Consider the following 16,225-nt stretch of genomic DNA (forward strand, 5'->3'; position numbering starts at 1 on the left):
GGCTGCTGTCTGGCACACGCAAACACCAGACCCGGCACACTCTGCTGCTGCGGATAAGGCTGTGCTGTCTGGTTCCAGGCCGTCAATAGTGCCATTTCGGCTGCACTGACCAGCTGATAACGGCTCAACAATTGTTGGGGGAACGCCAGCACCTGCTGACATAAAGCCAGCACTCCGGCTATCAGCCTCTGACCTTCTTTTTCAGTAAAATAAGCCAGGTTGATATCAAGCAGAATATCCGCTTGCTGACTTCTCTTTTCAGTCCAGATATTCAGCAGCAGGGGCAACTGTTCGTAGCCATGCGATAAATACACCAGCTCCGCCGCCTGCCCGTTCAGGCTAAACTGACTGTCGAGCTCGAGAAAGTTGAAGGCGGCATCAAACAACTTTGGCTTATGGCCCGCTGTTGTTAAATGCTGCATCAGATGACTCAAAGGATATTTCTGATAACGAAAATTCTGCTTTAGTCCGGCCTGCAGCTGTAACACAAAACTCAAAAAGTCCTGCTGGCTGTCCAGCGCCACCGCAAACGGGCTCATGCTGGTAAAAACTCCCGGCATCAGTTTTTCGCTAAAACGGCTGCGGCCATGCACCGGGAGCCCCAATACCAATCGCGGCAAATCGTGGCTGAAACCAAGATAGGCAGCAAATACCGCCAGGTAAAAAGTCGCTGCCGACAATCCGTATTGGTCACAGAATTGTTGTACTTGCTGCTGCAGGCATAAAGGGAGTTGCTGCTGCAATCTCAGGCTTGGCTGGCTACCGGTCTGGCCCGGCTTTCTGTTAAATACATTATCCGGAGCTGCAGGAAACTGCTCCAGCCAGAACTGCTCGTCCTTCACAAAACGGCTGCTGTTTAAATACAGCTGCTCCAGCCCGACCACCTGCTGCCAGCTCACCATCTCCTGTTCAGGCGCCGGCTCGCCGTTATAAAGCCGCCCTAATTCTCTGGCCCAGTTTGCAAAACCCCAGCCGTCCATGATCAGATGATGAGCCATGCCGACATAATGCACTGAGTCTGCACTGACTTTTACAATATAAGCGCGGAACATTTCCTCATCATGCAGCGGGAATGGTTGCTGTATTTGTTGCTGATACCAAGACTGTAAAGCAGCGTCCGCATCGGGTAATTCACTAAAATCAATCACCTCCAGAGTCAGAGTCCGCTCTGCACTGATGTACTGCCTTGGGCCTTCTGCCGTGTTGATAATCCTGATCCCAAAGACATCCCAGCGCTGAATCAGGGCGGCATGTGCCGCACAAAGCTGTGCTATATCCAGCGCCGGCAACCGGATGTAGCCACCAACGTTGTAAAGAGGCAATGCAGAGTAATACAGCTGGTCAAAATAAATATCCGCCTGAGTACAAGTCAACGGAAAAAGCTGTGGAGAGATAGGCATAACAACCCCTTTATACCAGCCGCTGCATTGGCTGACGCGTAATATGTTTCACAGTACCGGCTTCGACATACATCACCCGGTCGGCAATTGGGAAATACTTTTCGTCATGACTAATCACAACCACGGCTTTATTTTGTTGTCTTAGTTCGGGCAAAAAGTAGGTATAAAAAATGTTTCTGAACTCAGGATCCTGGTCTGCCGCCCACTCATCAAACAGATAAAGCGCTTTGTCTTCCAGTAAGGCCACCAATAGCGCCAGCCTTTTTCTTTGCCCGTCAGACAGTGCAGTGGTGGAGAAACGCCCCGCATCGATCCGGACTTTGTCAGCAAGGCGCAGCTTGATTAATAAAGTCCGCGCCTTTGCTTCTAAGGCAGGATTAAGCTCGATCAGCAGTTGTTCAAACAGATAAAAATCTGAAAAAATCGCAAAGGTCTGACTTCGAAGTGCAGCAATATTCCTGTTATCTGATGGCACACCGTCCAGCAGAATCCCACCGCTGGCTGGCAAATAATGCTGGGTAATAAGCTTGCTGATTGTCGACTTGCCGCTGCCATTGCCGCCGACAATAAAGAGGATTTCCGCCTTGTTGATACTAAAATTCAGCGGCCCCACCTTAAAACCCGGATCACCGCCACTGGCCGGATAATGGTAGGTCATCTCAGTGAACACCAGATGCTGCCATTCACGTACCGGGCCTGTAAGCTGCCAGCACGCTTCCGGTGGCAGGCTATCGAGCAAAGACAGCACTTTGCGGTGTGATACCCGGGCCACAGACAGACTCGGCACCGAGTTCAGAATCATGCCGACTGGCCCTGAAATATACAATAACGCCATAATGGCACCAGCCATGGTTTGCGCATCTATGGCATGGTAATTCGCGAAAATAAACACCACTGCGCCAATAACAAAAAAACTCATTAAATCGCCTAATGCAACGGCGGCGCTCGTCATGGTCAGGCCTAACTTCTCAGAGGCTGCGAGCTGGTATTCATATTTCAGCAGAATGTCCTGCATGAATTTCTGACGCTTGCCAGCATCAAGTTTTAATTCTTTCTGACCATAAATCAGTGCCCGCACGGATTCCTGCACATTGTCATGCACAGCTCTGCTTTGCTCAAACACCCGGCGGCCAGCCGAAACCGGCACCTGATAAATGACCACACCTGCACAGATTGCTGCGATCACCAGATAAAAAATATTGCTGTTAATGCACAACAAAAACACCAGCATCCCAATGACAGTCACTGAGTTAATAAAAACCGCCGGCATAATTCTGGCACCGTTCACAATACGCGGCACATCAATATTGATTGCAGCAATCAGTTTGGCCGGGCCCAGCCGCTCTGCACTTTCAACCGCCGCAGCGCAAATGTGGCGATAGATCACCTCGCGGATATTGCGCGCAAAATCCACACCCAAACGGTAAAGCACAATTTCCGAACTGCTGCGCAACAGCAAAATCAACAAACAACAGCTGATGTAAAGGCCGGCCAGTTTCGGATTTGTCACTTCAAAGGAAAAGAAACGACTGTTTTGTTCTGCCAGTACCGGAAACTGCGGATCTGCAGTTTCAATGCTCAGCATAATCAACGGAATCATCAGGGCATAACAAAGACCTGCCAGACAGCCCATCAGGATCGAGAAAAAAACCCGGTTCGGCGCGTAACGACTGAGTAAAGACACAAAACTCATGGTGCGCTGCCCACCGCTGACAGGGGTAACAGGACAGTGTCCCTTGTCCTTCCCGACACCCCGAATGAAAGATAAGCATTATCCTGCAGCAATTTGTTTTGATCTGAATAATAAAGGCTGGCGATGTGGCCGGACTGCCCTGTTGAATTAATAAAATGATGCTTCACCTCTGTCGGGGACAGCTGAATTATTTGACGGAACCCGGCGCCGAAGTTTTTGCGGTAACCCTGACTGGCATCAAAGGCGCCTGCAGCAACATTCACGGTATGCACATTGCCGGCAGCAGGGAAACGGATCTCAAATAACTGATCTAACGGCTTTATCTGACTAAATGGCGTGTGCTGGTATTCAACCTGGTGTAACTTTCCCCAGGTCCAGTCATGCAAATCCGTCCCGGCAAGTTTTTCCAGTTCCTGCACTGTACTATCCAGCGACCGCAGCAGAGCGTCGGCACAAGTCTCGGCCTTTGCGGTGGTGACATCATCACACCAGACGCTGTTTTCGCGCAACAAGCCGGCAATCTGTGTATCAGTAAGCAAATCAGGCAATACTTTGAGTTGGGCCGCCTCCGCACTTTTATTCCAGTAACCCGCCAGTTCATCCTGAAACATCTGCTGACGGACATTGCGCGCCCAGCCGTAATAAATACTGGCACCCACACTGTCGGTGAAGGCCTGTTGATCCCAGGCCGCCAGCAGCTGAATCACCTTTTTCTGCCGTTCTGTGACACCAGGTACAGCGGCAAATACCGGCAATAACCCATCAACAGATAAGTCCATCACATCCGCCTGAATAGCGGCCATCGAAGCGATGCTCAGTTTAGCGCCGGTCTGCAACAGGGCTTTAATCCGGTTTGCACGGTCCGGCGGCGCAAAATGGTCTGAGATAAAATAAGGATAATCCCCGCTTACATTGGCGTTGTTTGCATTAAACAACATACCTGAGGCCGGATTAAATTCAGCGGGCATTTGGGCAAAAGGAATATATCCCTGCCAGTTCTGCGGATGCTGCTCCGCAGGCAGTGGCACCTGTCCTGTGCCGTGGCGCCTGACGGGGATTTGACCTATACCGCGAAAGCCGATGTTACCTTGAACATCGGCATAAAACAGATTTAGTGCCGGCGCTTTGTAGTCGGAAAAGGCTGCAGTGAAGGATTGCCAGTTGCGGGCAAAGTTCAGCCGGTAGAACGCCTCTATGCTCCGGTCAGCACCTTGCAGTGCCACCCACTGCAAGCTCAACACACCGGAGCTGCCCGGCATCAGGTCGCTGATCACGGGTCCACGTTCAGTGCTTCGAAGCATCACCCGAACCGGCTGCAATTCAGCTTTGACCATATCGGGAAATTCCGCCCTGACCTTAATCACAGTTTCCGCCGTATTAAAGTGTTGCCAGCGACCATGTTGCCAATACAGCCTGCCATCCAGCGGATTTACCTTTTCTACATATAAATCCTGAACATCAGCCATCATGCTGGTGCCCCCCCAGGCAATATGATCATTTTTCCCGAAGATGACAAAAGGCAATCCAACCAAAGACATACCACTGACAGTGAGGTCTGGAAACCGCTGTTCCAGCGCATACCATAAAGAAGGTTGTTGTAAACCCAGATGGGGATCGTTCGCCAAAATCGCGCCGCCTGAATCCGTGTGTTTCCCGGCAACCACCCATGCATTACTGCCAACATAACGCCCGCCAATGCCATGGTCCATTTTCAGCTGATCCAATGTATCGAGTAACAGGCTGGCCTGCGGCTGTACCTCGCTGAGCAGCTGACAGTGCGTTTTACACTCAGGTTTCGGATAAAACAAACGCAACTGATCATCAGACAAGTACTGTCTGGCAAGCACAAACTGCGCTTCATCACGGTAATTTCCTGACAAATTCAGCGCAAACATTTTGCTCCAGGCCACAGAATCAACTGCAGTCCATGGCTCAGGTTGAATATTGAGTAATGAAAATTCAACCGGCAATACCGGTGCTGTTGCCAGCCAGGCGTTGATCCCTGCGGCATAGGCATCCAATGCTTGCTTCACTGCCAGATCCAGCTGTTGGTAACTCAGGGCCGCAGCTTGCTGGATCCCCAGACTTCGGACATAAATATCACGCTGCAGCATAGATTTGCCAAACACTTCACTGAGTTTTCCCTGACTCAGCCGCCGTTGCAGCTCCAGTTGCCAGAGCCGGTCCTGGGCATGGGCGTATCCGGTGGCAAAGTACACATCCGCCATTTGCCCGCCCCGGATATAGACAGTTGCATGTTGATCCCTGCCAATGACGGTGCGGCCTGACAACTGCGGCAGCCTGACTTCACTATGCATCGGCGGGACGGCGTCAAGCACCAGCACCTTGGCCAGATAGCCGCCAGCAATAATCAGCGGCAATAAAATCAGCAGCACAAAACGGCTCAGCAGCGGCTTGCGGCGATCGTCTTGTTGCAGACTAAATCCTGAACCGTCTTCCCGGGTTAACACAGCTGCGCCTTATTTATTTTGCCATTCATGTTCACCGGCATTTTATCCAGCCGGTGAAATCTGGCAGGGATCAAATGGGCAGGTAACATCTGATCAATGTCTGCCCTGATGGCCTGAGCCGACCTGACCTTGTTGTCATCACTGGTGTAATAACACAACAACCTGTTATCACGACAGACCACGGCAACATCTTTAATCCAGTCCAATAAGGACAGCTGTTGCTCAATTTCTGTCAACTCAATGCGGATCCCCATGACTTTCACCTGCTCATCGCGCCGGCCATAATATTCCAGCCCCCCTTCCGGTAGCCAGCGGCCAAAATCACCGGTTCGGTATAGCCGGGTTGGCTGTCCTGAGATCGACACTGTGACAAAGGCGCGCGCTGTCGCTTCAGGTGCATTAATGTAACCACGGCCGACACAAGGCCCGGCGACACAAATTTCCCCGATACTGCCAAAGGGTAACAATGCCAATGATTCATCCAGGATATAAATGGCTGCGTTTGCGATTGGATAACCTATAGGAATACGCTCGGCCTGAAATTCACGATTGATTTTAAAATGCGTGATGTCGTCAGAAGCTTCGGTTGGGCCATAAGCATTAACAAGAGGTATCTGCGGATAATATTTAAACCAGCGGGCGGCCTGACCAACTGTCAGGCGCTCACCTGTAACCACCAGATATCGCAACGCCGAAAAGTAGCGTTGATCACTCAATTCATGGACATCAAACAACAGCTCAAGATACGAAGGAACAACCTCAAGGATAGTGACAGCATTGTCTGCCGCCATTTGCATCAGGCTCAGTAAATCCCAAATCATTTCTTCGCGGAAGATCACAGTTCTGGCCCCGCAATATAATCCGGCCAACACCTGCCAAATCGACACATCAAAGCACTGCGACGCGGTTTGTGCTATCACATCCTTGCTGCTCAGTTCCAGTTCTGTCATTTTTGCCAGCAAGTGATTCATCATACCAAGATGCTCAACCATAGCCCCTTTAGGGACGCCGGTTGTGCCTGATGTAAACTGAATATAAGCCACCTGCAGCGGCGAAAATTGTTGGCACAACTGCTTAGGATCTGCACCGGGTCCAGCAGCCAGTGCTGCGTATGAGACCACTCTAATATCCAGCGTCTCACAGCCTGGCACTGCGGTCAGATCTGCGGTATCACCAGCGGTCACCACAAGTCTGGCAGCAGAATGCAAAATCATCTGCGCGATGCGGGCTGGCGGGAAACGCAGATCAAGTGGCACATAAACAGCGCCTGTGATCATGCAGGTGAGTTGAATCACAACCCACTCAAGATCACGCTCGCAGTAGACGGCAACTCTGTCGCCGGCCATCACTCCTGCGGCCTGCAGTCCGCCGGCCAGCATGAATACCTGTTGGCTGCACTGCGCAAATGTCAGCTGAGTCTGCTCACACTGAAATGCGATGTCGCTGCCCCGGGTTTCGGCTTGCATTAACAGAATCTCAGGCAGAGACGGCATGGTATCCAGCGAAGCAGTATGGAACTGCCAGCCCAGCTCAAGCTGTTGCAAAATACGTGGTGGATGGAATTGTTCCGCAGCAATCAGGGCATGTGGATTTGCCGTCACAACAGCAACCAGATGTTGGAAAGTCTCTGCATAAGATTGCAGTTGCATCTGCGGTAACTGGCCGCGGAACAAACGGAATTCACAGACATAAGCAGCGCTGTCCGGGCTGGCAACACTGACCACATAGGCCGGTGTCTGCATCGCAGCACAGAGCTGCGGCACAAGGCCAGGTAAAGGCTTCCAAACAAAAACCGGCAGCGGCTGGCCATTTTGTCCGCTACTTGCTACCGGGTGTTCAACAGCATCAAGCCATGTGGTGCCGGCCCTTGTGACTTCGCGGATAAAATTCAGCCAGCAGATATCCGCCGGCCAATCCGATTGACTCCAGGCCAGCGGCTGAGCGGCCCCATCCCCCAGATGACAGAGGCTCTGGCTCACTGGCTGGTTGCAGATACGGGACAACATGGCCAGATGAATGCTAAAAAACAACATATCTGCCGGCACTTGTTGCTGCTGACAAAATAAACGAACCTGCTGACTCAGCCCGGCATCAAAGTGACATGAATAGATCTGGTCATCAGCTTGCGCCGGATCTTTCCGGCAGAAACCCGGTAAATTCATTGTTAAATCGGGAAAGCAGATAGGGTTGGCGGATAACACCGGATGAAAAACTACCATCTTGTCTGAACACCAAAAAAGTCGTCGATGACAGTGCCGAGGTTTAACCGGCAGGCTTCGTCATACACATAACGGCCAACAGCCACATCGAGCACACCTAAACCAAAAGGCGAAAAAATAGTGGGCCTATCCGGCTGAAGCTGAAGATTGCCCGACAGCAGATCACCAAAATGCCCATGAATAAAGTCATGATGACCAAGTTGCTGATAAGCCAGATGCAACGAAGTATTGGCTTTCAGACAATGCTGAATATCATCGGTGATGTTATTTGCCTGCGACATTAATTCAGCGGAGAAATCCCGCAGCGAAATGTTCAGAACTACAGGATTATGCTGCAATAATCCGGCATCGCTGATGTAAGGTTGTGCCGCTGTGGTTGTCGTTACTATGACGTCGGCGTTATCCATAGCTGCAGCCAGCGAGGTGACCACCTCAGCCTGTCCTTGCGCCCCTGCGTTCAGCACACTTTGTAAGGCAGTTGCATAACTGTGGTCGAGGTCATACAGCTTCAGCCGCCCCACAGTCCAGCCAAGCGCAAACAAACTGTCGGTCAGATGTTTAGCGATAAATCCACAGCCAATAATTGCAAGACAGTTGATATGCCGTGGTCCGGGTTTTAAATAACCCAGCGCTGCAACAGCACTGATCGTTGTCCTGACCGCACTAATCAGGCCAGCTTCGAGACAAGCAAAAGGAAAACCCGTGGCGCCATCGTTGAGGATCAGTGTTGCGGATGCCCGTTGCAGACCCAACCGGATATTGTCCGGGAAACTGGAAATCCATTTTATACCTGACACAGCCGGCGCCTCTGCCAGATGAGCAGGTAATGCAATAATTCTGTTTTGCGGCTGCTCGGGGAATCTCAGGAAATAACTGTCCGGATTAATAGTTTTACCCTGGTGATGCTGCCGGTAAAGGTCGCAAATAAGCTGCTCCAGGGCAGGATAGCTCTTTGTAATGATCTGTTGAATGTCCTGTCGGCCAAGAATGCGGAAACTGTTGCTAACCATGGATGGGGTAACCCTTTTGTTTATTCAGAATCTGTGCGGAACTATCACACCACAACGTGCCCGGCCGGGCTTTGCGCTGTTTGTTTTTCCTGCTGAGATTGGAGGCTTTTGGCCGTCACCATCCCGGCCCAATCATCGTTGTAGATGGTTTCCAGATAGTTTCCGCCATAATCCGCCGCCAGCATCACCACTTTACTGCCCGCAGCGATCTTCGCCTGATACTGCTGTATGCCCGCCAGCACAGTGCCGGTTGACCCACCAATTAACCAGCCACGTTGTTTTGCCTGCTGCCGGCACATCGCCAGGGTATCAGCCTCTGTGACAGTGACCGAATCAAAGGCCATATCGGGGTCAAGCAAGGCTGGCCGTACACTGCCGCCTATGCCAGGGACATATCTGGGCTTCGCCTGCGGGCCAAACAAAATTGACCCATCCGGATCCACGGCAATAATTTTCACGTCGGGTTTGTGCTGTGCAAAGTATTGTGCACATCCCATAAAGGTTCCGCTGCTCCCCAGACCCAAAAACAGATAATCGATGTCAGGGATGTTTTTATGAATGGAACTGGCAGTTGTCTGAAAGTGGATCTGCGCATTGTGTTTGTTGGAGTATTGATCTGTCCAAATCATTGCCGGATTGTGTGCCAGTAAAGCGGAAACAATCTTCAGCCGTTCTTTCACAAAGCCGCCACTACTGAATTGTTCGACCACAATAATGTCGGCACCATAGGCTCTCATGTGCGCAATATTTTTTGGTGAAGCGTTTGGATCGGTCACACAGGTAAACTTATAACCCCGTTCTGCACATACCATGGCCAGAGCCACCCCAAGATTGCCTGATGAAGATTCTACAATCTCGCCCCCGGGCATCAACCGGCCTTCAGCTTCCAGCGCGTCAATCATGGCCACTGCAGCTTTGAGCTTCACCGAACCAGCCAGATTGAGGTTTTCCAGTTTGACATAACACTGCGACCGCGGCAGAAAGTCGTGCAGCTGCAAAAAGATTTCATCACAATTCACTTCAGCCAGAGTATCGAAAATCATTCACTTACCTTTAACAAAGTTAGTTTCCAGATGGGGCACAGTGCTGAAGCGGCTTGTCATCCAGAGCCTGGTCACATCTATCCGGGTTTTTGGGCAGCATAGCTGACCTGTTTTACTGTGGTCGGGTGTTCTGTTTCAAATAGAGGTCTGAAATTACCGGCAATCCCCGGTCACAAGAAACCGGATAAAATCGTCTTTTCCGGCCAGCAGACCATGATTATGCGGTGGCAGACAACGATGCCGGGTGCTACTTCCTGCAGCCGTTAGCCCTAAGCTAAACCCATATTTTTGCATTTTTCGGATTAAACTGCGGCTAAACATTAACAAAAAATATCGTGATGTCACCAGCTTTTTTTACAACCCAGACTGGTCAGCCCAGTCATCTCAGGGACAGGCAATAGAGCGGCCCGTTAATATCAATACATATTCACTCTCTGGCCGGTTGCTGTTGAGTGGCTTGTCACCCTGCATGTTAACCAGACATCTGTGTCTGAGCTGACATATTCCCAAACCAGCTGCAGAAACTTGTTTTAAGCTGATACAGAAAAACCAATTCAACACTGCAAAGCCGCTTCCGGACCCTGCTTTGTTGCACCACCTGTGATTTGCGGCAATAACATAATCTTCAGGTTATTGGGCGGTCAACAGCAGGCTTCAGCTAAGACATTCAGGCAAAAAAAGATGATCTCACGTATGAGATATTTGCAATGACCCTCTGTTTACTGTGGCGGCACTTTGTGAGCTGTAAGTGGTCTGACCGTTTATAAAAAGTTAAATTTTATTTTTACATTAGTACTTTTTCAGTTATTTTAAAGTTTCGAAAGAAGACCTTCCGCCCGGAACCTGTTTATCTCTCGGATACAAGCTGGCTACTGCAGCAAATTCTTAAGTCAGACTTTAAGTTGAAGTCAAATTATTATAGGTTTTCGCACCTGATGGAAATGACGCGTTTTTATCGGCTTTTGACCCAGCATCGTTGGCTTGTCCTGATTCTGGCTCTCATCCTCGCAGGCTTAGTCAGTGCCGGTGCGGGTAAGCTGTATTTTCGTGGCGATTACCGGACATTTTTTAAGCCTGACAACCCGCAGCTTCTTACCTATGAAGCCATGCAAAAACAGTTTAATAAAAGTGATAATCTGCTGGTCGGCATAGCCCCGCGCGATGGCCAGGTATTCTCAGCAGACACCCTGGCACTGGTGCAGCAAATGACCGGAGAACTCTGGCAAACACCTTATTCGCTGCGGATAGATTCATTAACTAACTTTCAGCATTCTGCAGGACAACAGGATGATTTGGTTGTAGGTCCATTACTTGAATCCGGACAGCAGCTTACCCCTGATGTGATCAACAACATTCGCCAGATCAGCCTGCAGGAACCACTGCTGCTGCAACGACTTATTTCAAAGGATGGCACTGTCACTGCCATCAACATCAGCTTAAAGTTTCCTGACACTATCTCAGACGCCGATATCCGGCAAAGCTACCAGCACGTCAGCGCATTAATCGACAAGTACCAGCAAAAACATCCGCAAGTGGATTTTTACCTGACCGGTGTAGTGGCCCTGAATTATTCTTTTTCTATGGAGGCAGAGCAGGATTCCATCCGATTGATCCCACTGATGTTTATAGCCCTGGTGCTGATGCTGCTCTGGCTGCTCAATTCCGTTTATGCCACACTGGCAACCCTGGTCGTCATTCTGAGCTCTATTACCATGACCTTGGGTGTGGCCGGTTGGACTGGGTACTTTATCAGTGTGACCACGGTCAATGTTCCCATATTTATTATGACTTTAGCTGTGGCTGACAGCGTGCATCTTGTGTTGTCGATGCAAAGAGCGCAACGCCTGGGTATGGCAAAAGAACAAGCTGTCCAGTACGCCGTCAGCCATAATTTTGTTCCGGTAATTCTGACCAGTGTCACAACCGCCATCGGCTTCCTGACCTTCAACTTTTCCGAAGTTCCGATTTTAAGGGATTTGGGCAACCTGACCGCATTTGGTGTGATACTTGTCTGTGCCCTGAGTCTGACCCTGTTGCCCTCTCTTTTGGCCATTTTGCCGGCACCTGTGCAACCCGCCCGTTCAGACAAAAAAGCGATGAATCTGCTCGGCACTTTCTTGCTCAAATGGCACAAGCCCGTGTTCGCTGCCGGATTCATTGTCACAGTAATGTCTGGTTTTTCGTTAAGTTTGAATGTGGTGAATGACGAACCCCTGAAGTATTTTTCGCCTGAAACAACCTTTCGCCAGGCCAATGACTTTATGGAACAACGGCTGTCTCCGGGTATGACCATCGACATCATGTTGGAATCGGGCGAACCGGGTGGCATTAATACCCCTGAATTTCTGCAAAGGGTACAAGAATTAAAGGAATGGCTCAGCCTGCAACCGGAAATTGTGCATGTTGTCAGTGTGACTGACATCTACAAACGACTGAACAAAAACATGAACGGTGACCAGGCTGGCTATGATCAGTTGCCACAACAACGGGAATTAGCGGCGCAATATCTGCTTCTTTACGAAATGTCCCTACCAAAGGGACTTGATATGGGCAATCTGGTTGACATTGATAAAAGTGCCGTCAAATCCAGCGCCACCATCCGCAATCTGGGCAGTAAAGAGCTGATTGAACTGGAAAAACGCATCCAAAACTACCTGGAAACCAGAACAGATTACAACTACAGCCTGTCTGGTGCTGCCTTGATGTTTGCCCACATCAGTGAAAACAACATGAATTCGATGTTGTTGAGTTTACCCCTTGCAATAGCCCTGATTTCACTGTTGCTTGCAATAGTATTCCGCAGCTGGCAAATCGGTTGTCTGAGCCTGCTGGCCAATCTTATTCCCGGCATCATCGGATTTGGCATTTGGGGGATTTACCGTGGCGAAATTAATTTAGGTCTTTCTGTTGTTGCCAGTATGGCGCTGGGTTTAATTGTCGATGACACCATCCATTTTATCTGTAACTACCGGCGTGCGCGTAGTCAGGGCCACAATACCAGTGAAGCGGTGCAACTGACGCTGACGAATATTGGCTTTGCCATCTGGACAACTTCAGTCGTGCTGATCATCGGTTTTGGCATTCTGCTGTTCTCATCATTCCGGCTTAATGCAGACATGGGAATGCTGACGGCACTGATTATTCTGGTAGCTTTATTCACCTGCATGATTCTGTTTCCGGCATTTTTGCTCAGTTTCGATCGACGTACGGCACAGCAACGCTCCCTGACGCCATCGCTACAAAGCCCGGTCATCAGCAGTGCCGATTTGCGTCAGGAACCATAAGAAAAGAGTGTCAGAAAGGCCTGCGGGTGGATCAGGCAAGGGCAGTCCGCAACGGATAACGGATGCCTGAGTCAAAGAGGGTTAGCCATACCTTCACCTGTGCACCAGCGGATGAAGTGGCGTCATCTGGTACACCACAAATGGCAGGCAAGGTCTGCACAATCACAGCATTGAATCAGCGGCTGACCAGATTGTACAGACACAATGTAAAAGTGGTGTATTGCCACAGAATGAGGCTCGCCAATGGCGTTGCGACATGAACATCCCAGTGTTCATCAACAAAGTACTATTTCTTTCATCGGGAAAAGACAGAGATTGGAATATTTATGCGATCATACAACTCTTATATTGCAGGTACAGATCAACAATCAGAATCGTGGGTTTATTCAATCCGCGCTTCGGCAGTGCTTAACGATTTTGTCGCCAGCGTAAAACTGAAGCGTGGTTTAGAAAAAGGCTTGCGCGACGATGGTGCTCAACAACCAGATGTTGTCGCCCGCTGTTCCATCAGCACTCAGGAGCAACTGGATGCGGCGCTGGTGCAAGCCAAAGCAGCAACTGCACAGTGGGCTGCATTCCCATTAGAGAAAAGACTGGAGCTGGCTCGCCGTTTTCACCTCGAAGTGAAAAAAAGACAGCAGGAATTTATTGATGTCTTGATAGCCGAAGGTCACCCCCGCAAATTAGCCGAATGGGAAGTCGCCGGCATTCTGCAATGTTCATCATATGAATCGCTGGAACTGTGGGAACGTCAACTGCATGAAGAACGTAAAATTGGTCCACGCCGATTGCTGCTGGTCCGCAAACCTGATGGTGTTGTAGTCCTGAGTCCACCACAAAATGCCGCCGCCTCTAACTCAGTCGGAGGTCTTGCTGTGTTGGTTGCAGGTAATTGTCTGGTCGTCAAAGCACCGCGCAGCTGTGCTTATGGTGTGATGTATGTCTGGCGTGACATCGTGGCACCAATACTGGAAGATTTGGGGGCACCACCCGGAGTACTGAGCATTGTTTGTGGCAACTCAGGCAATATCCTGCAGCAGTGGCTGGATAGTCCGCTGGTCAATGACATTTTTTATTTTGGTAGCAGCGAGCGTGGTATTCAGCTTGGTATTGATGCAGTGTCACGCGGCAAAAAACCCATCCTGGAGCTTGCAGGCAAAGATGGCTGTGTCGTCTGGAAGGATGCGGACCTTGGCAAAGCCGCAGAAATGCTGACAGAGTGTTTTTTTGGTTCAGGTCAGATTTGTATGGTGCCTAAATATGCCATCCTGCACCCGGATATTGCCGAACCATTAATAGCGCTGTTGCTGCAGAAAGTGGCTGGCATCAGACCAGGCTACCCGGAAGACAGTAATGCTCTGCTCTCCCCGGTACTACGCACCGACGAATATTTCCGCTACCTGCAGGAAGCAACTGAAGCTGGCGCCCGTCTGCTTACAGGTGGTCATCGGGTCGAACTGGATGGTCAGCCATCACAAACCGGTCCTTTTATTGCACCGACGATTTTGCGCATCGACAGCCTGACAAAAGCCCGCAGCATGTCCAGCGTCTCGGAAGAAACTTTCTTCCCGCTTTTGCCTCTGGTGATTCCTGAAGTTGATCATGCTGACTTACTCGATGAAGTCATTCAGTTCATCAACGACAACCAATATGGTTTGCGCAACTCATTCTGGACCAGCAGTGAATCTGTTATCTCGCAGGTCGTCAGTAAAGTAAATAATGGTGGTTTGCTGAAAATTAACGATTCACATATCGGCTTTACGCCCTGGCTGGCAACACACGGCGGAACCGGTCTGACCGGAGGTCCATTTGGTGAGCTGAACTACCCGCTGCTGCGCTCCTCTCATTTACAGGGCATCAGTATTGCGGAGAACGTCCAACCCAGTCAGGCCGTTTTTGAATCAACATCATTTTCAGAAGAGAAGCACAGCAAAGTTGCGCTGGATGATTTTGCGAGGGTGATATGAGACTGCTGGCAAAAGAAAGGGAAACCCTGGAACAATTTTTACCCGGCCTGGATGCCAAACTGGCAGCGATACCGTTGCAGACGTTAGAGAGTCCGGGAAATCCGTCACTTTCGATGTACAAAAGTGCCGGTGGTGCGGGTCTGCTTATTCCCAAAATTCATGGTGGTAAAGGTGCTACGGCGGTACAGGCCGCCTTATTGACCAGAGCACTGGCATCACGCTCGCCTTCACTGGCACTGGCGACCACTATGCATCAGTTTTCTGTGGCCAGCCTGATCGCATTGGCTGAATCGAGTGATGGCCCGGAATGGATGCTACTGGATGGTATCGCCACCGAACAAAGGTTGATGTCATCTGCATTTGCCGAAGGTCATGCCGGCCAGAGTATTCTGGCCCCGACCATGAAAGCTGTCTGGGATGGCCGGAACTGGCGTGTCACAGGTAAAAAACAACCCTGCAGCCTGGCGCGTTCGATGGACCTGCTGACAACCAGCCTGCAGCTTGAACATCCTGAAAAAGGGGTATCGGTGGGTGTTGCGCTGATCCCGGCACAATCACCAGGCATTTCGGTGGAACCCTTCTGGAGCTCCTGGATTCTGGGAGGCGCTGAATCCGATGCGGTGATTCTGCAGGATGTGGAGGTTCATCCCGATTTGGTGTTTGAACTCGATGCCGAGTTACAGTCGCAGGACAACGATTTGCAGACGCTGGGTTATGTCTGGTTTGAAATGTTACTGACAGCCTGTTACCTCGGCGTTGCATCAGCGCTGGTGGAAAAAGTGATGGCAAGCGGCCGCGGCACTGTGCAGGACCGAACATCACTGTGTATTCAACTGGAAAGTTCAAACTTGCTGGTCGATGCGATCGCCCGGAATCTGGATCTCGGGGATTTTGGCAAAGATGCATTATCCCGGGCGCTGATCACAAGATTTGCCGCCGCAGATAACATTCAGGCAATAGTGGCAAAGTCTGTCGAACTGTTAGGGGGCATGGCGTTTATCCGGTCCTCTGATGTGTCCTATCTCGCCTCAGCCACCCACGCTATCGGTTTTCATCCGCCGTCGCGTAATAGTGCGATGCAATCGCTGCTCCACTGGTATGAAGGTCAACAGTGGGTGATGGTTTAAGTCAGGGAAAA

At 50.4% G+C, this 16,225-nt stretch carries 9 protein-coding genes; 3 read left to right on the forward strand and 6 right to left on the reverse strand.

The annotated features are described in order from the left end of the window. The 6 genes from N3Z11_RS12175 to sbnA all read right to left on the reverse strand — a co-directional run. Nucleotides 1-1,400, reverse strand: a 1,400-nt coding sequence (locus tag N3Z11_RS12175) for a condensation domain-containing protein (protein ID WP_260657456.1), incomplete at its 3' end; no start/stop codon positions are given. Nucleotides 1,401-1,410: 10 nt separating this feature from the next. Next, on the reverse strand, nt 1,411-3,093 hold the full coding sequence (locus tag N3Z11_RS12180; RefSeq protein ID WP_260657457.1) for a cyclic peptide export ABC transporter: 1,683 nt from the start codon (nt 3,091-3,093) through the stop codon (nt 1,411-1,413). Then, nucleotides 3,090-5,564 (reverse strand): penicillin acylase family protein, encoded by a 2,475-nt coding sequence (locus N3Z11_RS12185; protein ID WP_260657458.1) that lies wholly within the window; start codon nt 5,562-5,564, stop codon nt 3,090-3,092. The genes N3Z11_RS12180 and N3Z11_RS12185 overlap by 4 nt, the downstream gene beginning before the upstream one ends. Further along, nucleotides 5,558-7,783 carry an amino acid adenylation domain-containing protein gene (locus N3Z11_RS12190; RefSeq protein ID WP_260657459.1) on the reverse strand — a complete coding sequence of 742 codons (2,226 nt, stop codon included), beginning with the start codon at nt 7,781-7,783 and terminating at the stop codon, nt 5,558-5,560. Before N3Z11_RS12190 ends, N3Z11_RS12185 begins: the two co-directional genes overlap by 7 nt. Next, a complete protein-coding gene (gene sbnB / locus N3Z11_RS12195) occupies nt 7,777-8,793 on the reverse strand; it encodes a 2,3-diaminopropionate biosynthesis protein SbnB (RefSeq protein WP_260657460.1) in 1,017 nt (338 codons plus the stop codon). The genes N3Z11_RS12190 and sbnB overlap by 7 nt, the downstream gene beginning before the upstream one ends. A gap of 44 nt (nt 8,794-8,837) precedes the next feature. Continuing rightward, nucleotides 8,838-9,836: a 2,3-diaminopropionate biosynthesis protein SbnA gene (sbnA, locus tag N3Z11_RS12200; RefSeq protein WP_260657461.1), complete on the reverse strand. Its 999-nt coding sequence runs from the start codon at nt 9,834-9,836 to the stop codon at nt 8,838-8,840. 941 nt (nt 9,837-10,777) lie between these two features. Here sbnA and N3Z11_RS12205 point away from each other — a divergent pair. The 3 genes from N3Z11_RS12205 (at nt 10,778) to N3Z11_RS12215 (ending at nt 16,214) form a co-directional block, all read left to right on the forward strand. Further along, the gene (locus tag N3Z11_RS12205; RefSeq protein ID WP_409566868.1) at nt 10,778-13,120 is read left to right on the forward strand and encodes an efflux RND transporter permease subunit; all 2,343 of its coding nucleotides are present in this window, start codon (nt 10,778-10,780) and stop codon (nt 13,118-13,120) included. 326 nt (nt 13,121-13,446) lie between these two features. Then, nucleotides 13,447-15,087, forward strand: a complete 1,641-nt coding sequence (locus tag N3Z11_RS12210; protein WP_260657463.1) for an aldehyde dehydrogenase — start codon at nt 13,447-13,449, stop codon at nt 15,085-15,087. Further along, nucleotides 15,084-16,214: an acyl-CoA dehydrogenase family protein gene (locus N3Z11_RS12215; RefSeq protein ID WP_260657464.1), complete on the forward strand. Its 1,131-nt coding sequence runs from the start codon at nt 15,084-15,086 to the stop codon at nt 16,212-16,214. The genes N3Z11_RS12210 and N3Z11_RS12215 overlap by 4 nt, the downstream gene beginning before the upstream one ends. The last annotated feature ends 11 nt before the right edge of the window (nt 16,215-16,225 follow it).

Origin of the sequence: Rheinheimera sp. 4Y26, from assembly GCF_025245835.1 — a bacterium.
Lineage (GTDB): Bacteria > Pseudomonadota > Gammaproteobacteria > Enterobacterales > Alteromonadaceae > Pararheinheimera.

Excerpts from the sequence above, each read along its gene's own strand:
- N3Z11_RS12180 (WP_260657457.1), bottom strand. The coding sequence starts at position 3,093 with ATGAGTTTTGTGTCTTTACTCAGTCGTTACGCGCCGAACCGGGTTTTT.
- N3Z11_RS12190 (WP_260657459.1), bottom strand. The coding sequence starts at position 7,783 with ATGGTAGTTTTTCATCCGGTGTTATCCGCCAACCCTATCTGCTTTCCC.
- sbnB (WP_260657460.1), bottom strand. The coding sequence starts at position 8,793 with ATGGTTAGCAACAGTTTCCGCATTCTTGGCCGACAGGACATTCAACAG.
- sbnA (WP_260657461.1), bottom strand. The coding sequence starts at position 9,836 with ATGATTTTCGATACTCTGGCTGAAGTGAATTGTGATGAAATCTTTTTG.
- N3Z11_RS12205 (WP_409566868.1), top strand. The coding sequence starts at position 10,778 with ATGACGCGTTTTTATCGGCTTTTGACCCAGCATCGTTGGCTTGTCCTG.
- N3Z11_RS12210 (WP_260657463.1), top strand. The coding sequence starts at position 13,447 with ATGCGATCATACAACTCTTATATTGCAGGTACAGATCAACAATCAGAA.
- N3Z11_RS12215 (WP_260657464.1), top strand. The coding sequence starts at position 15,084 with ATGAGACTGCTGGCAAAAGAAAGGGAAACCCTGGAACAATTTTTACCC.